Here is a 21,554-nt window from a genome sequence, read left to right as displayed (position 1 = left end):
GTTGTGCGGTTTATGATGATGAGACAAAAACGGCTCAACACCTAATACGTTAAGGGACGTTTATTGATCACAGGATTTTCCTAAGCAATTTTTTAGATCAGTTATCTATTCAAGATATGGTTGGAGGATTGCCTTTACTTCCGAAGAATACCGACTGTGATTGCATCCCTTACGCACCGGACAAAAATCGTCGCTACCATTGGTCCGGCCAGTAGTTCTCCAGATATTATTCGCCAAATGGTGAGAGCCGGAATGGATGTGGCTCGCTTGAACTTTTCCCATGGGACCTATGAGCAGCATGCTCAAATGGTGAAGCTGCTGCGATCTGTTTCTGCAGAGCTAGATACGCCCGTTACCTTGTTACAAGATTTGCAAGGCCCTAAAATTCGGGTGGGCCAGATTGCTGATGGGGCCATGAAGTTAGTCCCAGGGGAGCGGTTGACGTTAGTGGCAGAAGAGCATTTTCATAACCAGCCCCGGACCGTTGCCATTGACTATCCCTATTTAGCGAAAGAAGCCCAATCCGGAACGCCGATTTTGATGGATGACGGTTTGCTGGAATTACGGGTGGAACAGGTTGAAGAGGATCAAATCCACTGTCAAATTATTCAAGGCGGAATTTTAGGCAGTCGCAAAGGTGTCAATCTCCCTAGCTTAGATTTGCAGCTCCCCTCCCTAACGGACAAGGATCGGCAAGATTTAGAGTTTGGCCTTTCCCAAGGCGTGGATTGGGTCTCCCTCAGTTTTGTCCGTCGAGCAGCAGATATTCACCTTCTAAAAGAGGTGTTGGCGGCTCATGGGGCGGCAGATGTGCCTGTCATGGCCAAGATTGAGAAACCCCATGCGATCGCAAATCTCGAAGCCATCCTAGATGCTAGTGATGCAGTGATGGTGGCCCGAGGCGATTTAGGGGTGGAAATGCGGGCTGAAAAAGTACCCAAACTGCAAAAGCAAATTATTCGCGCCTGCAATAAGCGCAAGCTCCCGGTGGTAACGGCGACCCAAATGCTGGACAGCATGATTCGCAACCCCCGACCCACCCGAGCTGAAGCCAGTGATGTTGCTAATGCCATCATTGACGGAACCGATGCGGTGATGTTATCGGGGGAATCCGCTGTGGGCCAATATCCCGTCAAAGCGGTGGAGATGCTGGCCCGAATTGCCACGGACGTGGAACCCGATCTGAACTTTGTGAATAATCCACCGGCCTGTTTTGATGAGACCCATGCTCTCAGTGAGGCCCTCAGTGCGATTCAAGAAGTGCTCTCCTTGAAGTGCATTGCTGCCTTTACCTCCACGGGCTACACCGCCCTGATGGCGGCTGGAGAGCGACCCCGTACGCCGGTGATTGCCATAACCCCCTTTGAGAAGGTCTACCATCGTCTCAACCTAGTTTGGGGTGTTAAGCCTATTTTGATTGATCATCAAGTTGAATCCTTCGAGCATTTGGTGTCCCAAGCTCAGACCTGTTTATTAGAGAAAAACTTGGTGAAATCGGGTGACAAAATTTTGATTATCGGCGGGATTCCCACACAACAACCGCGGGGCACCAACTTTATCAAGATTCATCAGATTGAGTAATTAGCCCAGGCGAGAAGTCCGCCGCATTCGCCATTTTTGCAGTTCAACGGCCCAGAAACCTAGACTGGCAACTCCAAGGCAAAGCAGCAGCTCCACCATAGAAAGAGGCTGGGTTTCAAAGATTTTTTGAAACATCGGATGGTAGAGGACCAATAGCTGCAGGCCTGTGGTCAGCAATACCGTTCCTAGTAAAGGTCTATTGCTTGTTACGCCCATTTTGAACAAGGACTCTTGCTCACCGCGAATGGCTTGGACGAGAAAAATTCGCGAAAATGCCAGGGTGGAAAAAATCAGGGTTTGCCAATGGGCCAGCCCAGTCTGCCAACCCCAGTACCCTACTCCGAAGAACAGGCAGCCTAACAATAATCCAATCCAAGCAATATCCCGACCCACCCCACGGCTAAATAGGTTCTCGGTAGGAGAGTAGGGAGATCGGCGCATGATGTTGCGCTCTGCGGGTTCCACACTCAACCCGATGGCCAGTAGACCATCAGCCAGTAAATTGATCCATAAAATTTGCAGCGGTAGCAGCGGAATCGGCATATTCACTAAGGGAGCCATCAAGATCACCCACAGCTCACCACAATTGCCGCTCAAGGTGTACTTGATAAATTTGCGAATATTGTCATAAATGACTCGCCCTTCCCGCACTGCTTCCACAATGGTGGAAAAGTCATCATTCAGCAGAATCATATCCGCTGCTTGTTTTGCGACATCCGTGCCGGTGATGCCCATCGCTACACCAATATTGGCCTGCTTTAAGGCGGGGGCATCATTAATTCCATCTCCGGTCATAGCCACAATCTGCCCCTGGTGCTGCAACGTGCGCACAATTGCCAGCTTATGTTGGGGGGAGACCCGAGCATAAATCGAAACATGCTGAACCGCTTCTAAGAGTTCAGCCTCATTGATTTTGTCTAGGTCTTGGCCCGTCAGAGGTAGGCTGCTAGCAATGTTGAGCTGCTGGGCGATGGCTTTCGCTGTAATCGGGTGATCCCCAGTAATCATGACTGGACGAATCCCTGCGGTCTGACACAAAAACACAGCGTCTTTTGCTTCAGGACGGGGTGGATCAATCATGGCCACTAACCCCACCAGCACTAAGTCCTGCTCAAGATTCTGTGGAGATAAACCGTTCGGACTTTGGAGAAGCCATCGCAGAGCCAGTCCCAAAATGCGTTTCCCGTCAGCAGCCAGGCGATCGTGAATTTGAGAAATTTCTTGCCGTTTGGCTGCTGAGAGGGGCTCGATCAGATCTGCACCCCAAATATGACTGGATTGATCCAATAGACGATCCAGAGCCCCTTTGGTAAACATGAGATTTAAGGAGCTGAGGGGAGCCGGAGCAGATTGGGCAAGTGCCTCCAGACCGGGCATCGTTTGAAATCGATGCACCGTACTCATTAACTTGCGGTTGGCATCAAAGGGAAGTTCTTGATGACGAGGGAGATGTTGGCGGAATTGAGGGGGCCAGGAGCCTAACTGGGCCGCAGCGGCTAGCAATGCCGTTTCTGTCGGATCTCCCAGAAGACGATAGTGATTGAGTTGATCGGGATCGGATTCTAAACAGGCATCATTGCAAAGGGCTAGCCCCGTCAGCATCACATCGAGTACAGATTGCTGGTTAGACTGCAGGCTCTGCAAACAAGGGTTGGGCGGTAACGTGGGCGTCAATGGCATGTTGGGAGTGGCAGGGATAGACATCTCTGTGCCAGCAAAGACCAAATCAGTGACGGCCATGCGGTTCTCAGTCAAGGTTCCGGTTTTGTCTGAACAAATAACCGTCACGGAACCAAGGGTCTCCACCGCGGGCAGCTTCCGAATAAGGGCTTGATGCTTCAACATGCGCTGAGCCCCTAAGGCCAGTGCAATCGTGACGATGGCAGGTAAACCCTCGGGAACGGCTGCAACCCCTAAGCTCACGGCAGTTAGGAACATAAATCGCAAATTTTCGCCCTGCCATAGCCCCAGGAGAAAGATGATTAGGATGAGGATTGTGATTGAGATCGCAAGTTGTTGCCCAAACCGATCCAAGCGCTGCTGGAGCAGCGTTGGACTAGGCTTAGCCGTTTGAATCGCCGCTGCAATCTGGCCAAGCTCCGTTTTCATCCCCGTGTGAGTGACCACCGCTTGACCTCGGCCATAGGTAACAGCCGTTCCCATGTAGACCATGTTGTAACGTTCAGCTAAGGGATGCTGATCGGCTAAGGCGTCGACGATTTTATTAACGGGTTCAGATTCTCCCGTTAGAGACGCTTCTTGCACGCGTAAAGAAGCACTGTCCATGACTCGGCAGTCTGCAGGTACCAAGTTACCTGCTTCAAGGGCGATGATATCTCCTGGGACTAGGGACTGCGCCCCGACCGCTTGCCAGGACTCTTGGCGTCGGACCCTAACCCTGGGGACAGCCAGTTTCTTGAGAGCAGAAATGGCTTGTTCCGCTTGATAATCTTGAAAGAAGCCGAGGCCAGCATTGAAAATAACAATAGCTAGAATAGCTAGGGCATCTTTAAGATCCCCTAGCAAACCGGATAGAACTGAAGCCACAATCAGAATCAAGACCATGGTGGCTGTTAGCTGTTTCCATAGCATATGCCAAGGGCTTTCGCGGTCTTGTTCGATCAGTTCATTTAGACCATAGGTCTGTTGTCGAAGGGTTACCTCAGCGTGGGAAAGCCCCTGATCAAGAGAGGCGTCCAAATGATGCAGCACTTCCTCTGGATGCAGTTGATACCACTCCATACTGGCTTCCCTCTAACGGCACGGTTCTTTTCCCCCGCCCAGTATTGATAGGTAGGGATCACATGCTTTACTCCAATTGTAGTGACCTGAAAACAGGATATGACTGGGACCTATCTCAATAGAGAGATAACTTATTGCAAGTCGTGATTGTCTGGCTTCTTGTCCAGTACTTGTAATAGAGAGGCCACCTATAGTTTTGACCATTCCTCAGGTAATACATTGGCTTCTAGCACAAAGTCTCCCTTGCCGTTGGGAGTCATTACATAGGCCACCCCTTCTGGTTCCGGCAGAATGCCAGTAGTGACTTCAAAGATATCGGAATGCCCAACAATAACAGTATTTTTCTCTGCCTTGGGAAGTGCAGTTAGTAATGGTTTTACGTTTTTCTCCGCTTCGTCTCTTTGTTGTGGCGAAGGGGTTTTAGTCGGTAAATAGTTGAGTCGAGGATTCTTCACATGCTGACCAAATGCTGAATCTGCCGTTTTCCAAGTTCGGCAATACTCACTAGTGATTACTTCCCCTACAGGAATATTTTTTGGCGGTGAATGCTGCTCCTATGTCTTGAGCCTGTTGGGTGCCTTCTTGACTCAATTGCCGCTGGAGTTCACAGTTGGCGAGGTCCGACTTAGAGCCAGCCTGATCTTTTTCACCTTGATTGGTCTGGGTATGGCGAAAATAGATAATATGCCCGCCCTTTTGTAGAGCACTTAAGAGTTCTTCACCCCTGAGCTTGTCTTTAAATTCAGCATTAGCTATTTTGCCCTGGTTGTTGTCGGCAGCTTGTCCATTTGTCTGCTCAGACTTTGTTAAAGGGGCACTTTGGACATTAGGGTTGGCGGTGTCTTGTCTAGATGAGGGCGATCCGCTACAGGCTGTTAAGTTTGCTCCCATGCCAATAGCCATTAGTAGACTAAAAACCTTAAATTTATTTTGCATAACTCGTTTTACCCTTTTTAAGTTCTATTTAGCTAAATTCACTCTCTGTTTTTTATTACCAATAAGCCAAGAAAAAAAGAAAGATAATCTAAGTCAATTTAGACAAAAATTAATTCAGGCATCAAATAAAATTCTAAAGACCCATGATAATCAAAAGATCTGGTTATTTTATACGGACAGTAAATAAAAAATATGCCCTAAATGTTTTGGTGTTTTTGTATGGTATTCACTTGTGTTTTATGCCTTGGAAGATTTTGTCGAATACGTGAGCTTCTTTGCCTGGCTTTTGATTGGCTCCAAAGGCTAGAGCATCTGTAGGTATCTCAATGGTTACCGCTGGCAGCAACTGAGGCCAAGAGTAAGCCTCAACCACTTCACTAGCAGACTTCCCTCAGATCCACCCAATGGAGATTGTTATCCTCTTCCTTCTTGGGAATTGAGACCAATAGCCATAATGCTTTAGAAGTTTCAGCAAAATAGCCTGCCATACTTAAGATTGAATGTGGTGATCTTGCTGACCCTGCCTGAATATTCTTAATCTAGATTTAGATAGTTGCCTTGTCCCCATCGCTGATCCCCAATTCGTGAGCTGGAAGCCAGTGGGCAAGGAGCCAAGACTTTTATAGAAAATCCTGTTTGTTCATTGCCAGTTTGATGATTTTCCTGCCAATCAAATAAGATGGACTGAGTCTATAGTAAAAAGACTTGGTCGGGGTAACAGTTGTGACAATCCATTAACGACTCTATGGGTATGGCTGAATAGCAGCACTCAGCATATTACATTGGCATCAATTCCTCGATTTTGGTTACTCGGGATCGACAATTTCATTGCGGAGGGAATTGAGTCACAATAGGTTAATGAGCAGAGTGTATTTATGGTCAATTTAGCTGAGCTTCCGTCTGGTTCGTCCCCATGGAAATTGGGACGTCTGGCCCAGCTATTGCTTTTGGCCATGGTGGTACTCACCTATAGCGTCATTGAGATGGCGGTGGCTAATTCACTCTTTCTCACCCATGTGGGTGCCGATGGATTGCCCTTAGCCTTTATCTTGATCGGCCTGTTTTCAATCCCTGCCTATGCGTTGTTCTCGCAAGTAGTAGATCAATACAGCCGCCCCCAGCTATTTCGATACATGCTGATGTTGGCTGCGGTTATGGCTGTCGGTATGTGGTTCCTGCTGGCAGAAACGGGACTCGTTACCTACTATATCGTCCTGATTTTGGTCTTTTTTCAGTGGGACTTTCATAACAATATTCTCTATGCCAGTTTACTAACGGATTATTTTTCGGCTCTGGACTATAAGCGGTATGCCCCGTTTATTGGCATGGCCCAGGCTGCTGGCACCCTAATTGGGGGCGGATTGACGGCGTTGTTGTCCCACTTCTTTTCTACCCGAGAGCTATTGCTGGGGTTACCCGTTGTATTTGGGATTGCGATCGCACAGCTGTTTTTCCTGGAAAACACCCAACGCCAAATTGAAACCGTCGGCAAAACAGACAATGTGGGCATGATTGAAGCCCTAAAAACCTTTCCCGACTTGGTGAAGCGTTACCCGCTGATGCTGTTTTTGGCCGCCAGCAGCTTCTTGTTGGTGATTATCTACCTGTCCGCGGAATTTTTATGGTTCAGCATCTATGCTGATAACTTTACGGAAGATGCCCTCACGGGCTTCTTAGGCTTGATGCGGGTGAGCGTTAGCGTGATTCAGGTGCTGGTGCTCTATTGCTTTACTCGCCCTCTCCTCCATTGGGTCGGGGTCGCCCGCATGAATGTGGTCTATCCCTTAACTACCCTGTTTGGTCTGTTTGGCATTGTCCTGCAAACTAGCCTACCGGCTGCCATCGCTCTCCATATCAATGGAGATGGCCTCTACAAAAGCATTAATATCCCCGTCCATCAGCTCAACTACAATGCGGTCCCTCGAGAATTTTTAGGTCGCATTCGCACCCTGAGCGATGGCTTCTTTTATGCGGTGGGCTTAACCACAGCAGGCTGCCTCCTCTGGATCTGCCATCACACCCTGAGCTTGGCTCAAATTTCCTGGATTGCCATCGGCTTGACTTGCGTTTTATTTGGTCTGCGTTTACCGATGGGCAAGTACTATGCCCAGGGGCTAGAAGAAATGATCCGCTCGGACACCATTAATTTGGATGAGCTGGGCAATGTCCAGGCCCAGTTCCCAGCAGAGTCCAATGCAGTGATTCGCGACTTGCTCAAAGATAGCGATCGCTACACCCAAATCAAGGGTCTGGAGTTTGCAACCCAGCTCGGGCAACCCAGCCAGTTTTATTTAGATGTACAGCCATTGCTAGGGCAGGACGATCCAGATCTGCAAACGGCCATTGTTCGCCTATTCAGCACTAATCCAGATCCAGAAACCGTCGCAATTTTCGAAGATTGCCTGCAGACTGCCTCTGGGCCGCTCCGTTCCACCGCCTTAGAAATTCTGATTGCCAATCGTTACCCCTTTACGGCGGAACAACTTCAACCCCTCTTAACGGAGGCGGATCCAACCATACGGCCCTTAGCAGCAGTCGCTGTAGATCAAGTGGGCCAAATGGATGAGACCCTGCAAGCCACCTGTGATCAAATCTGGTATTCAGACCTTTCTGAATCAGCGGGTCAAGCCGTGGTGCGGGTGATCGCCTGCAGCCAAGATCGAAGCTTAATGCCATTGCTAACAAAATTGCTGATCCAGGGCGATCCGGGTATTCAGCAAGAGAGCTTGGCCATCCTTGCTACCCTAGGCCAAGCTGGGGATCGAGATCTAGCGGATATCGCTATTACAGCCCTCGATCATCCTGCGCCGTTGGTTCGAGCTGCTGCCTTTAAGTTATTGGGAGTAGTCCATGTCCCGGACTATGCCACCCACATTGCCCTGGGATTTGAAGATCCTGATTCTCGAGTCCGACAGCAGGCAGCTAAGATTTTGCCCGCCTATGGCAAGCCGGGATTGCTGATGGCCCAAGAGAGTTTATCTGCGAATGATACGGACGTAGTGAATACTGCGATCGCAGCCATAGGACAGGTGCGAAATCGTCAGGCCGGTAAGATCTTGTATGAGCATCTAGCCCCTGAGTTCCAGCAACTCGTCCATACCCGTAAATGGCAGCAGCAAATCCCCAGTACAGACCCCAATTGGCAACCCCTAGCCTTGGCGATTGAAGATTTTCACAATCGACTGTTGCAAAAAGTGCTCTATATTCTGGCCTGCCTGGGCCATGATCGAACGGTCAATGCCATCAATCGTATCCTCAGTACCAATGAACAAAAGGATTTAGCTAGCGCAGTCGAAGCCTTAGCTTCTCTGAAAAATCGTCGCTTTGTGTTGCCTCTGCTTCCGGTGCTAGAGCAGGTGGTTAAAAAAGAGCCTGTCAGCGGACGAAGTTGCGTTGAACCGCAATGGATGCGAGATAAAGGGTATAAATTACTGTTAGAAGCCTTAGAAACCCAGGATCGATGGATTCGGATCGGAGCTTTAATCGCCCTAGCGGGTGTCCCCTCTGCTTTAGTCAACGATCCAGACCCCCTCGTTAAAACCGTGGCAGAACAGATTTTTCTGTCGGTTGATCCAGACCCCTTACCTACGAATCAATTTATGAAACGCCTGCTGTTGCTCAAGGAAGTTGCCCTCTTCAAGAATTTATCTCTGGATGAGCTGTTGCTGATTGACCAAACCCTTGAACAAGAGCAAAAACTGGCTGGAGAAACCATCTTCTCAGAAGGCAGTTGGTGCACATATTTCTACATCATTGCGGAAGGCAAGGTCCAAATTATTAAAGACATTGATGACCAGTCCAGGGATTTAAAGCAGCTGTCTGTGGGTGAATATTTTGGGGAAGTGGCCCTATTTGATGATGCGCCCCATTGGGATGGAGCCATTGCCCTAGAAAACTGCACGTTGCTAAAGCTAGAGAAAAATCGGTTTATCAGCCTGATGACCCAGCGCCCCCATATTATTCTAGAAATTTGCCGTTTTCTCAGTCAAAGACTTCGAGAAACAGACAATTTTAGATCTTTAGGAACTCTAGAGTCCTCACAACTTTCGGAAGTCCAATCCTAAGCAGGTTTTACACTAGAAATAGAATCAGCAGCCATTGCAGCATGATGCCATAGACGACGAGATAGGACGGCACAATGACTCTTGCTAGTCAACGGAATCTTTCATTTACTGAATTTTTGGACCAATATCCAGAAGATGGATTTTATGAGCTAGTTAACGGAGAAATTGTGCGTATATTGGCCACTCGGCAACATGAAGATATTGCTGATTTTATTGCGGATGTCTTCAAGGCAGAAGTGAGCCGATGCCAGATGAACTATAAAGTATCGGATCGCATTGTTTTGGCTACCCAAACCCAGACTGGCCAAGAACAAGGGCGTCACCCTGATTGACCAAACCGGCGGTCCAATCGGACCGGCTATACAGCTCTTCGCGAACCTATTCAGGTTGCGGTTGAAGTGGTTTCAACCAAATGGGAAGACGACTATGAAGACAAACTGGACGAATATCAAAGATTAGAAATCCCAGAATATTGGATTGTGGACTATCTTGCTTTGGGAAGCCGTTCCTATCTGGGCTTTCCTAAGCAACCTGCTGTATTCGTTTACCAGTTGGATGCTCAAGGCCACTATCAACACCAGCGATTTCAAGAAAACGATCTCATTCAATCTCTGACTTTCCTAGAATTGCAATTAACCTTGGGGCAAATCTTGATGGCGTAAGGATAGGCTAAAGCTAATTATTTAAAAGACTCCCAAGCACCACTAATACTGTAGGAACCATCTTGCATAATCTTGAGAAAAAAGATTGAGCAAGCCTTAAGTTGCCCTGACCATTTCCAACATTTCTCTGTACTCTTCAAGTTTTACTCTCTTTAAACGTTCGCATTTATTAGCATCGAAGGTGAAAGTTACGTAACGATATAATTGGTAAAAGAACCAAAATACCGCAAAATAAAGAAAAAGGTAGCCAGATGACCCCATAAACAAGCCGAGAAGCACTAAAAAATACACAGAATAGTATCTGCATCTGTGAGAAAAAAAATGCGACTTCTTCGTTCAGGATACCTTACCTTCAGTAAGCTCTCTTTCCTTAGGATTAATAAATTATAGTTATCAAAAAACAAGATCTTTGTAGATAGTAGTTCCTTCTTTTTAGTAAAGGTTGTGTTAATGCCCTTTGAAGGATTTTGTCAGCAAAATCTATAAATTCTTCTTCAGCTTGTTTTTTTTCTAGCACTCTGTATAAAGAAGTTAATTAAATTTTTTTATCCATTGTCTATCTTGAGTAAATATCCCACGAAGCTTATCTAGTAAAGGTTTTATGCCAAGAACAGCACTAGATATTAGATCCTCCAGGTTCCTTATTAGTAAAAAATAAGCTGTTTTCAAGTAATTTTTCAATAGAATGCCTACTTTGCTTTAAAACAGTTAAATATTTAGCTTTTGCGACAAAGTATAAACTATGTATAAAATTATTTAGCCCTATAGTTAACCTTCTCCGATCCTTCATATTGGCTTGGATATTGATATAATCAATAGCACGCGTGATTAGATCTGGAATGATTCCTATCTCATAATCCATGGCACAAATGATTTTCATATGCCATTCGATTAATTGCTTTAATGAATCATCCAAATTGTTTGATGCCCTAGAAATTTCTATACAAGTTGAATATACTAACTGACTCGTCATCATACTTCTCCAACATCAGGAACTATTCTTTAAATAAAATTCATTTAAAGATTTCAACGAAACCAAAGTTTATTTCTGGTTAAAAAAATATGCATTATTATTCTTATCAGCTGATTCATCACTAAATTACGTGAAATCAAAATAAATCTTACATTTCTTAATGTTTTCTAGTGTCTAAAGTTATTTTCAAATATCATTTCTCATAAAATACTTCCCTAGGCCAACAACCTATATTTATATAAGTTATGTACATTTTTTCTTCAGCCAATAATAGGAGTATGATGACATTGAATAAATGTAATTTTGAACATTTTTTCTATATGTATCTCAGTTTAAAAATCACAGCGGGAAATATTTGAAACTCTTAATAAATATCAAGATTTTTAATTAATTGCCGATCAAGCCCTTCAATAGAGTTACTGTCGCTCCAAGGTTTCCTTAGATCGGAAATTTATCTAGCAGACTAAAAAGCGGTCGATCAGCTTTGTTAGAAATAGCTTTAGTGGAAGGTTGCGTTAGAGTATAAGTTCCCTAAAATTAGGTCTTGACGATGCACTAGTTCTAATCAGTTTGGGAATAGCTTTCACTGAATCTAGTTTGGGAAAGAAGGTGATTCGATGCCAACTGTGACACTAAAGCTGGACGGTATGAGCTGTGCGGCCTGTGCCAGCAGTGTTGAGAGAGTCCTGAAGAATTTAGCGGGTGTTGAAGCCTGTAATGTCAACTTTGGGGCTGAGCAAGCGACAGTCCACTACAACCCCGATCAAATTCAACCCAAAACTGTGGTTGCATCCATCGATGCAGCTGGATTTGGAGCCGAGATTCTGGATGATCAGGAATGGTATAAGCTGTCAGACGATCTGGCTCAGAGTCCCTCCCCCACAACGTCCCAGCAACTTCGGCTCAAGGTATGGATCGGCGGCGTGATTAGTGTTCTATTGATGGTAGGGGTACTGCCCATGATGACAGGCATATCCATGCCATGGATTCCAGCCTGGGCACACCATCCAATTCTTCAGCTAGTTCTGACATTGCCAGTTCAGTTTTGGTGTGGCTATTCCTTCTATGGCGGAGCCCTCAAAGCCCTGAAGCAGCGAACTGCCACGATGGATACCCTGATTGCCTTGGGCACCAGTGCCGCTTTTTTCTATTCTCTGGCAGTGACTTTTATCCCAGCGGTCTCCGACCAGGGCTTTGGGGTTTACTATGAAACCTCTGCTGTGGTGATTACCCTTATTCTGTTGGGACGATGGTTTGAAGAACGGGCCAAGGGTCAAACCTCCACAGCGATTCGTCAGTTAATGGGTTTGCAGGCTAAAACGGCTCGCGTGATTCGGGATGGGCAGGTTGTGGAGATTGCGATCGCAACTGTGCAACCCGGCGATACCGTCCTAGTTCGTCCTGGAGAAAAAATCCCCGTTGATGGTCAAGTGATTGAGGGGAAATCCACCGTGGATGAAGCGATGGTGACAGGAGAAAGTCAGCCCGTTCACAAGCAACCCAGCGATTTAGTAATTGGCGCGACACTCAATAAAACGGGCAGTTTCCAATTTCGAGCTACCCATGTGGGCAGAGACACCGTCTTGGCTCAAATCGTCAAACTAGTGCAGGAAGCCCAAGGCTCTAAAGCGCCGATTCAACGCTTGGCCGATCAGATCACAAGCTGGTTTGTCCCTGCAGTGATCACCATTGCCGGAATTACCTTTATCGTCTGGCTACTCACCACCCAAACCCTCTCCTTGGCCTTAATCACAGCCGTAGGCGTTCTCATTATTTCGTGTCCCTGTGCCCTAGGATTAGCTACTCCCACTTCCGTCATGGTCGGCACGGGCAAAGGGGCAGAACATGGCATTTTAATTAAAGGGGCCGACAGCCTGGAGCTAGCCCATAAGATCCAAACTATCGTCCTCGATAAAACGGGCACCCTGACGGAAGGGAAACCAACGGTAACGGACTTTGTCACTACCAAGGGAACGGATAGCGGCAATGAACTACAGCTGTTGCAGCTAGCAGGCATCGTCGAAAGCCACTCCGAGCATCCTCTCGCTGAAGCCGTAGTGCGATACGCCCAATCCCAGGATGTGGACGTATTGCTAAGTGATACGCAAAACTTTGCTGCGATCCCAGGTCAAGGCGTCCAAGCCCAAGTCAAGGACCACTGGGTTTATATCGGCACCCAGCGCTGGTTAAAAACACTGGGAATCGAAACTGCCGCGCTGCAAACCTATGCTCACCAGTGGGAATCGCAGAGCAAAACTGTAATTTGGCTAGCGATTGATCACCAGCTTGAAGCCGTGATGGGGATTACCGATGCCTTGAAGCCCACGTCAGTTGAAGTAGTTAAAACCCTTAAGCAGATGGGCTTAGAGGTGATGATGCTGACGGGGGATAATTGGCGTACTGCGAATGCGATCGCAGCTCAAGCCCACATCGAACAGGTCCAGGCAGAAGTCCGTCCTGACCAAAAAGCTGCAACCATCCAGCAACTCCAAACGGGTGGGCACATCGTCGCCATGGTGGGAGATGGCATTAACGATGCCCCCGCCTTAGCTCAAGCTGATGTAGGTATAGCTATTGGCACAGGAACTGACGTTGCCATTGCCGCCAGTGACATCACTTTGATTTCAGGTGATCTACAGAGCATCGTCACGGCCATTAAACTCAGCCGCGCCACCATGAGGAACATTCGCCAGAATCTCTTTTTTGCCTTTATTTACAACATTATTGGTATTCCAGTCGCTGCCGGAATTCTCTATCCCTTTTGGGGGTTGCTCCTCAATCCCATGATTGCAGGGGCAGCAATGGCCTGTAGTTCCGTCTCCGTCGTTACCAATGCCCTTCGTCTACGGAAATTTCAGCCGGGACCTATTTTGCCAGCAGTAGTCCGGTAAACAGAGCAGCCCCGACAATGAAAGACATAAAACAGCTCTCCTGCTCATCCGGGAGTTCGCGTTTAAGCACATTGAGAATAATGCTGCCCGCCAAAAAAGACCAAATCACCAAAACTCCTGCCTTATCCAGCATCGCGGATTGCCCTAGGACCATACCTAGAATAATCGCGGCTACCAATAACCACCGGCCCCGTTGGTTATAGGGCGTTTTGTGATGCTCATATAAATGATGATCAATGATGAAAAAGTGCAAGGCCAGCGCGGCAAAAAAGAGGATGCAAGTATAAAGACTATGAGCACCTAGATCTTGCAGTAAATATCCCAAAATCACATTAAGGAGAGCAAACGCACTAATGTGAATCCAAAAAATGATAGTGCTAGCATTATCAGTATTTTTCTGATCCTGATTGGCTTTCCGAGATTGTAAGACTAAGCTGTCTAATCCATAAAAAACGACTAGTCCCAGTAGAGCTAAAAGATAAACATGATTCTCCAAGTAGATCAATAATGGCAACTGTGCATGTTCTATCTCTTCTTGAGCATGGCTCAACTCAGGGAAAATTTCTAAAAAAACAAACCCAATAGACACCCCACCTGCAAATGAGAGCCACTTATGGTGAGGAATAAAAGCGGGAATTGTGAGTTTGGAGAAAAAGGCATGAACAACTGCTAAGCCGATGGCTAGAAATATCCCAGGATTAACCATTTCACATTGCTCTCAGAGTCAAGCTTCCTTCTTTCGCACCAACTCTACCACTCTGAATTGGACGCTTATCTTAAATCGACATGGACTTTTCCTAAGAAAAGAATGAGGCTCTCGTCCTCAAGCAATAATCCCAGATCGCAAAAATGGAAGGGGCTAAGCTTTAGCAGAGGGCTTCAGAATCCATCGTTGGGTCAATATCCCCAAGATAATACCTAAGCCTAAAATCATCCAAAAGGCTACAGGCGAATGCTCTAAGCCATTGAGCAAGTTCATCCCAAACAAACTACACAGTGCTGTGAGGGGTAAAAATATGGCAGCTAACAGATTCAGGCGCTGAGCCGTACGGACCGACTCCAAACTAAGACGACTTTGTTCCTCCGCTCGTTTTGCTAAATCAAACTCCAAAGCATTTTTAACATCGGTATAGAGCAAATCCAAGGTCCGATCTAAATCACTAGCCCAATCCCGTAGATCAATAATGTCTCTATCCTCGGGTACACCCTCCCGAGCAGCCTGCAGCGTATCCATCATATTTTTGGCAGCACGACAGATAGGAGCCAAGTTTTCTAGGATTTGGAAATAGTCTTCAGCCAAGGCAGCTTGGCTATATTCTTGACTCAATTGCTGTTCTGCTTTGCTATAGCCTTTGAGATGTTTTCTGAGCCGGGGTAAGCCTTCTCCCCCTTCGCTGCATTTCCAGGTTCCTTGGGGATGGCGCCAAAAAAAGATCCCTTGTCGCTGTCGACTGCCTGGTTGGGGGAGTTTATGGAGAACCAGCAACAGATGGCCATTGGCTAGCATCGCACGCTGTTTACCAGCCCCTTTCTGGCCAAAACGGCGCTTAATCTCATCGGGGAGTTGCCAATTGGCAGGCAGTTGCATCGTCATTTTTCCTTGCGGTGTCTTTTACTCCCAATTTGCCCATCTGTTCTGCCTATTGTGCAGAGCAAGATAGAACAGCTCAGAAGGGTAAGACTTAAAACGGACTGACCACAATTGAGAAAAAGAGCTGACTATCATCAAAACCACTTGTTTCTGGCCCAATGGAGATAATTGGAATTCCCCAATCTAACCGAGCAGACATCAGGTCGGACCACTGCCATCTAAGCCCCAAACCCACAGCAGCTAAAGTCTCTGTTCTCGATCCATCTGTGTTACCCCATCCATGGCCGAGATCGAAGAAGGGGGCCAGCTGTAATAGTCCTTCTTGGTTATCGCCAAACCGAGCCAGAGGTAAACGATACTCTGCGGAACCAAATAAGCCATTATCAACCAGCAAGAGATTTTGAGGATACCCTCGAACACTATTGAGTCCCCCTAAACCGTACTGCTGCAGAGGGACTAAGGAGCGGTCGGCAAATTGAGCAGTCGATCGCAGTAGCAAGAGGTTGCCAGGGGCAAACTGCTTAACCCACTGAGCTTGTCCACGCCAGAGGAAAAACAGACCATCAGGAACTTCAGGTTCACCCAGTGCCGTTGGATTTGGATTAATCGTGGCAAAGGCATCTAGGCCAATACCAAATTCTGATCTCAATGCTAAAACCGAATCATTTCCCCGCTGGGTCCACTCCTGGAATAACCGGAGTTGGGAAATTTCAGTACGCCCTTCAGCATCAGCTCCAGGAGAAAGAGGAAAGGGGAATCCTAGTAACGAAGTATCACTTTCTTGGCGACCTAAAGTAATCCCTAAGGCCAGCTCCTTCTGGGGCGTTTGAATAACGGGCTGACGATAGGTCAAACTCAGGTCTCGTGAAACCCCTTCAATATCCAACTGATCGAAGGGTTCTTCTACAACCCGACTCCAAACCTGGCTAAAGCTAGCGCTGATCGTGCCATTGCGAGCATTGATGGGAAAGGTATAGCTAAAGTCCAATTCATTACTACCATCGGTATTGGCATACCCCAACCGCACCCCATCTCCAAATCCGAAGAGGTTGGCTTCACTGACCACAACTTGCCGTTGAAAACTACCAATACTGCCAGAACGCTGGTTGTCTAAGACGAACTGCACATCAAAGGAAGGAGCCTCTTCAACTTTTACCTGCAGAATACTCAAACCAGGGCCAGAGCCTGCCGTCAGTTCAGCAGAGAGGTTCCCAATCAGAGGATCGATCTGGAGCAATCGCATTGCCCCCAATAGCTCATTCACATTCAGAGGCGGCCCCGCCCCCAGGTTTAGGCGTTTACTAACATAGCTAGACTTCAGATGCTTATTTCCCGAGACTTCAATACCTTCCAGCCGTCCTTCCACGACTTGTAAGGTCACTATTCCTTTCTCAATTACCTGGTCTGCTGGCAAGTAGGCTCCTGAGGTGATGTAGCCTTGATCGATATAGTACTGAGTTAGGGCAGAACGGGCCTCTAGCAGCCGAGAGAAAGGCACAGCATCCCCTGTGAAGGGCTTAGTAACCTGTTGTATTTCTTCTTCGCTTAACACCGTGTTGCCAGTGATACGGTATTCCGTCACGGCAATGAAGTTAGGGTTATCCGGAGATTCTGGTTGAGGCGTTGGCTGGGGTGGAGCGTTCAGCAAGTCCTCAGAAGGGGGTAACTTTGGGGGAGCCTGAGGTGCTGGTTTCGGGAAAGTCCTAGGCTCGATAGGTTCAATGGGAGTAACATCTGGGGGGATATTTGGAACGCCAGGAGGTGGGGCAGTTTGAGCCCTAACCCCTAGGGGGAGAAGATAGAGTCCCCATAAGCCCAAAAAAGTTCTGAGTAGGTGAAAGCGAAGGCGAATAAAACGATATTCAGAAGCCATCTTTAGGGTTCATCAGTAACTGTATTAGCTTAGGAATAGGGTAGTGATTCTATTTAGATTAAGCTCACTTTAACATCATGATGTCTCTTGAAAAATACGCAGTTACTCAACAAAAATAAATCTTTCTCGGCAGTTTGATTCCTGCCTGTCTTTCTCGATTCAAGATCCCATCAGGCTCGTAAGCATATGGCTTGAGCAGAATATCGAAATTGATATCAAGGGTGTTTTAGCCCTGGTACTTAGATTCCCCCATAAGCAAAGTTTTTATTGCAGACACTGCCAATTCTGCAATAAAAGACCAATGAAATCATCAGTCTCTAACCAGGCACTTTCTTCTGACTCTTTTGTATTGTTCTAGAAGTATAAAATGGATAAGAAAATGTGTTTTATGTCAACCCTCATATCGCAGGATTAGCTGATCAAGCCTCTAGAAATCTATTAGAGTGTGTAAGAGTGAGAATCCTATCCCAGCCTTGTTTGCTCCTGTCATATGTTGTTGCCCGCTAGCATCGAATTCACCAATCTCTGTCGAACACAGGTGACCTTATTGATGCAGAGCTTTCAGGCCAGTATGGGAGCAGTGTACTTGTCCAAAGATTTGCCTGCGCAACAACAGGGTGAGCTAATTCCCATCGTCATTTATCCAGAAGAGTCAGCGCAAAATTTACAGCCAGCACCCCTGCGCCTGCCCGCAAGCGACCCTGAACAGAAACGGAATCCAAGTGCCTCACTAACTTCTAGCCAAACCAATATTTTGTCTGAGTTAGAAAAAGACGAATTCTGGTCAGATAACACGCTTTCCACCACAGCTCTGGCCATATCACAAGCTCAACAAGTCGTGATTCCGTTAATTCATGAAGAGATGGTTTTGGGGTTGCTGGTCGCTGCCCGTGAACATCGTTCGTGGAGCAAGGTCGAACAATCGCAACTGCAGCAGATTGCGGATACCTTAGCTCTGGCCTGTATTTTGGATCAGCGATCCCAATGGCTAGCCAATGCTCAGTATCAACAGCGAGTGTTGCAGTCGGAACAGCACCAGACCCTGTCTAATCTGCTACATCAGTTTCGTAATCCACTCACCGCCTTGAAAACCTTAGGCAAGCTCCTCCACAAGCGCTTTGGGGAAGATGAAAGTAATCGCAAAATTGCCGCCAGTATTGTTGAGCAAAGCGATCGATTAGAAGAGATGCTGCGCCAGTTTGACGGTGCTATTGATTTAGGGGAAGCGGCCATCGAGCCACTAGATGCGGATGCTTGGGTCTCAACGTCTCAACCAACTCCTCCGGCCTTACCTCCCTCGCTTCCTTTAGGGGAAGATGAGCTGCAGATGCAGCTCTGCCAGTTCATGGATATCCTCCAACCCCTAATCCAGTCAGCAGTAGGACGAGTAGAGCAAAAAAAACTACAGCTCACCGTCAGGATTCCTAGCAATTTGCCCCCGATTAAGGCAGATATGATTGCGTTGCGTGAGGTCTGTAGCAATTTGTTTGATAATGCTTTGAAATATACCCCGGCTGGAGGCGAGGTGCAGGTAGAGGTTTGTCGCCAGTTGGCTGAAGGTCGCCAACCTGCCCAATTCCTATTAATCAGTGATAGCGGCCCAGGAATTCCCCAGGCTGATTTAACACGAGTTTTTGAGCGCCAATATCGAGGTGTGCAGGCCCAAACAGATATTCCTGGAACAGGGCTAGGATTGGCCATTGCCAAAACGCTGATGGAACAAATGCAAGGCGATATTCAAGCCTTTAGTCCCCGTATTGATCAGCCCGAACCATTGGCCTTGGCTGCCCCAGGCAGTACGTTTATGGTGAGGTTGCCGGAATCAGACGTCAAGATTCTGGCCTGAACAGGGTAGCCTATAAGGGGCTAATGACAGGATGGTAGCCTGTTCAAGTCCGTTGTCTTTAGTCAAAGCAAACGTTTGTGGGGAATAGTACTGAATGCTGTTGAGCAATCCGATTGTGGCTGAGATGGCGATGGAAGCAGAAGATGCGATCGCAAGTAATCTCAAACAATTTTTGCTGGTATTATCCGTCTCTTTGAGTGTTGCCACCCTGCCCCAGGTGTTTAGCTGGTTTCGCCAAATTCCTTATACCTTGCTGCTGGTCATCGTTGGGTTGGGGTTAGCCTTTGTCGATGTGCGGTTGGTGGATTTATCTCCGGAGCTCATTCTGGCGATTTTCTTACCGCCGTTGCTATTTGAAGCGGCTTGGAACCTAAAGTGGTCCGATCTCAAAAGTGATTTATTCCCCATCTGTCTGTATGCCATTTTCGGGGTAGTCATCACCATTGGTGGAGTGGCCCTGGGCCTCAACAAATTTGCAGGCATTTCCATAACAACGGCCCTATTGATTGGGGCCAGTCTGTCTGCGACTGATCCGGTCTCGGTGATTGCTCTATTCCGAGAATTAGGGGCAGGAAAACGCCTCAAAACTCTGATGGAAGGCGAAAGTCTGTTTAACGATGGCATGGCTGTTGTGGCTTTCAGCTTTCTGGTGGGATTACCCCTAGGGGTGAGCACCTTTGAACCGTCTCAAGTGTTGGGACAATTGCTCGCCGTGATTGGGATTGGCATTGGGGTGGGCTCTCTGCTTGGGTTTGGGATTTCCTACCTGACACAGCGTTTTGATTTGCCCCTGGTCGAACAGTCTTTAACTTTGGTCTCTGCCTATGCGTCTTATTTGCTGACGGAGGATCTAGGCGGGTCTGGGGTCATCGGTGTGGTCACCACCGGTTTAGTGCTAGGCAACTTTGGGTCTCGGATTGGCATGAACCCCAGAACCCGACTAATTGTCACAGAGTTTTGGGACTTTCTGGCTTTCTTCGTGAACTCCATCGTCTTTTTGCTGATTGGCGATCAGATTCGGTTTGCCATTTTGGGGGACAACCTGGGCACGATTGTGGTCACTATTATCGGCATGCTAGTGACTCGGGCGGTGTCTATTTTTGCCTTAGGCTTCTTTAGTAATGCGACAGTGAAATCAGAGATTCCTCTCAAAGATCAAACGGTCTTATGGTGGGGGGGCTTGCGCGGATCGGTCTCCATTGCCTTGGCTCTCAGCGTGCCTGCGGTCTTGGGCGAACGCGAGGAAATTATTGCCACGGTATTTGGGGTCGTGCTGTTTACGCTGTTGGTTCAGGGACTGACGACCAAGTTCTTATTACAAGGGCTGGGGTTGATTAGTGATCAGACCCAACAGCAGGATTATCTGGCTACGATCGCTCGTCGGGCTGCCCTTTCTCGGGTCCTAGCTTTTCTAGAGAAAGGAGATGCTAGACCGGGGATTGAACCTGAATTTTATAGGTATCAAACAGCCTTAGTCGAGGGACAGCTTGCCAAGCTTGAATCGGAATTGGACGAGATGCAAAAGAAATGTCCTGAACTGAAGGAATTTACTGCTGATCAACTGAAAGAAGAATTACTTGCCATTGAGGCAGACACCTATGCTGAGTTTGTAAGAGCAGGGCGTCTTAATAAAGAGTTGGCTCCTTTCTTAGCAGAGGTGTTTATCCCGGAGTAAAGGGGGCTTGGATGTAACGGAAAACAACGGTCCCTTAGCATAGTCCTCAATTTTGAGTATTCTAAGCTAACAAGGTTCCTCAACGTTTTTCAGACATCATGGCCAAAGATTCTGCTGAACTCATTCCTGTCAGCCAGCTACAAGAGCGTTATAACATTAAGCGATCAGCCCTCTACAATCGTTTGTCGGCATTGGAATTACAACCCACCAAAGTGGGACGGCGGGCCTTTGTTACCCCTGCTGATGTCGTGCGCTTAGACGCCCTCGGCGATCATATTGAGGCAGGCGGAACCATTCATGACTTTACGGAGCAGCCTGTAACGGTGGAGACAGGTGCCTTGACCATTCCTGCCGACGATGGTTCGGCTCCTATCAGTCAGAATGCCAATTTTGCTGCTTTTTTAAACGCTTTTGCGACTCAGCCTGACCCCTTACAACTGCTGATGAATCGCCTGGATTTATTGGAAAAGGCGACAACCCATGAGTGGTTGTTACCCACTTCAGATTTATCCATGGCTCTCGGACTTTCTCGACGCTCGGTAGGTAAATATCCCAAGTTTGAGCGATATGGGTTTGTGTTTACCAAGGTCGGCCAAATGGGGACTGAAACCTCTTGGCGGGTGCAAAAAGCAGTAAAGCCGAAAAAGAAATTCAAGCGTTAACTTTAACGTCCAAAGGGATGCCGTTTATTTTTTGGGAAATCATCCGCTCATCATTCCC

The 21,554-nt window shown here is 47.4% G+C and carries 13 protein-coding genes and 1 pseudogene; 7 read left to right on the top strand and 7 right to left on the bottom strand.

All coding sequences use genetic code 11. The annotated features are described in order from the left end of the window. The first annotated feature begins 159 nt into the window (after positions 1-159). The gene (gene pyk, locus HRE53_RS02240; protein ID WP_315874886.1) at positions 160-1,581 is read left to right on the top strand and encodes a pyruvate kinase; all 1,422 of its coding nucleotides are present in this window, start codon (positions 160-162) and stop codon (positions 1,579-1,581) included. Here the strand turns inward: pyk and HRE53_RS02235 are convergent, their stop codons facing one another. The 3 genes from HRE53_RS02235 to HRE53_RS02225 form a co-directional block, all read right to left on the bottom strand. Continuing rightward, positions 1,582-4,323 carry a cation-translocating P-type ATPase gene (locus tag HRE53_RS02235; RefSeq protein ID WP_235108911.1) on the bottom strand — a complete coding sequence of 914 codons (2,742 nt, stop codon included), beginning with the start codon at positions 4,321-4,323 and terminating at the stop codon, positions 1,582-1,584. 188 nt (positions 4,324-4,511) lie between these two features. Continuing rightward, complete coding sequence (locus HRE53_RS02230) at positions 4,512-4,778, bottom strand: hypothetical protein (protein WP_235108910.1); 267 nt, start codon at positions 4,776-4,778, stop codon at positions 4,512-4,514. A gap of 49 nt (positions 4,779-4,827) precedes the next feature. Beyond that, positions 4,828-5,259, bottom strand: a complete 432-nt coding sequence (locus tag HRE53_RS02225; RefSeq protein ID WP_235108909.1) for a hypothetical protein — start codon at positions 5,257-5,259, stop codon at positions 4,828-4,830. An 875-nt stretch (positions 5,260-6,134) separates the two neighbouring features. Between HRE53_RS02225 and HRE53_RS02220 the strand changes: the two genes are divergently transcribed. Then, positions 6,135-9,323: a cyclic nucleotide-binding domain-containing protein gene (locus HRE53_RS02220; RefSeq protein ID WP_235108908.1), complete on the top strand. Its 3,189-nt coding sequence runs from the start codon at positions 6,135-6,137 to the stop codon at positions 9,321-9,323. A 74-nt stretch (positions 9,324-9,397) separates the two neighbouring features. After that, a pseudogene (locus HRE53_RS02215) lies at positions 9,398-9,985 on the top strand (Uma2 family endonuclease). 616 nt (positions 9,986-10,601) lie between these two features. Here HRE53_RS02215 and HRE53_RS02210 read toward each other — a convergent pair. Beyond that, on the bottom strand, positions 10,602-10,901 hold the full coding sequence (locus HRE53_RS02210; RefSeq protein WP_235108907.1) for a hypothetical protein: 300 nt from the start codon (positions 10,899-10,901) through the stop codon (positions 10,602-10,604). Between the two features lie 674 nt (positions 10,902-11,575). Between HRE53_RS02210 and HRE53_RS02205 the strand changes: the two genes are divergently transcribed. Beyond that, complete coding sequence (locus HRE53_RS02205; RefSeq protein ID WP_235108906.1) at positions 11,576-13,849, top strand: cation-translocating P-type ATPase; 2,274 nt, start codon at positions 11,576-11,578, stop codon at positions 13,847-13,849. On the opposite strand, the gene HRE53_RS02200 is transcribed toward HRE53_RS02205, so the two are convergent. The 3 genes from HRE53_RS02200 to HRE53_RS02190 form a co-directional block, all read right to left on the bottom strand. Further along, positions 13,824-14,555 (bottom strand): hypothetical protein, encoded by a 732-nt coding sequence (locus HRE53_RS02200; protein WP_235108905.1) that lies wholly within the window; start codon positions 14,553-14,555, stop codon positions 13,824-13,826. The genes HRE53_RS02205 and HRE53_RS02200 overlap by 26 nt on opposite strands. A gap of 153 nt (positions 14,556-14,708) precedes the next feature. Then, entirely contained in the window at positions 14,709-15,437 is a 729-nt protein-coding gene (locus HRE53_RS02195; protein ID WP_235108904.1) for a CorA family divalent cation transporter, read from the bottom strand. 94 nt (positions 15,438-15,531) lie between these two features. Then, entirely contained in the window at positions 15,532-17,313 is a 1,782-nt protein-coding gene (locus HRE53_RS02190) for a ShlB/FhaC/HecB family hemolysin secretion/activation protein (RefSeq protein ID WP_212662024.1), read from the bottom strand. A 490-nt stretch (positions 17,314-17,803) separates the two neighbouring features. Here HRE53_RS02190 and HRE53_RS02185 point away from each other — a divergent pair, with 490 nt between their 5' ends. From HRE53_RS02185 to HRE53_RS02175, 3 genes are all read left to right on the top strand, one after another. Then, positions 17,804-19,159, top strand: a complete 1,356-nt coding sequence (locus tag HRE53_RS02185) for an ATP-binding protein (protein ID WP_235108903.1) — start codon at positions 17,804-17,806, stop codon at positions 19,157-19,159. Positions 19,160-19,253: 94 nt separating this feature from the next. Next, on the top strand, positions 19,254-20,834 hold the full coding sequence (locus HRE53_RS02180; RefSeq protein ID WP_212662022.1) for a Na+/H+ antiporter: 1,581 nt from the start codon (positions 19,254-19,256) through the stop codon (positions 20,832-20,834). Positions 20,835-20,932: 98 nt separating this feature from the next. Then, positions 20,933-21,496: a hypothetical protein gene (locus HRE53_RS02175; protein WP_235108902.1), complete on the top strand. Its 564-nt coding sequence runs from the start codon at positions 20,933-20,935 to the stop codon at positions 21,494-21,496. The last annotated feature ends 58 nt before the right edge of the window (positions 21,497-21,554 follow it).

Origin of the sequence: Acaryochloris sp. 'Moss Beach', from assembly GCF_021497025.1 — a bacterium.
In the GTDB taxonomy this organism is placed as follows: Bacteria; Cyanobacteriota; Cyanobacteriia; order Thermosynechococcales; family Thermosynechococcaceae; genus Acaryochloris; species Acaryochloris marina_A.
The sequence above is the reverse complement of the archived record's forward strand: the minus strand, read 5'-3'. Positions and strand labels throughout refer to the sequence as shown.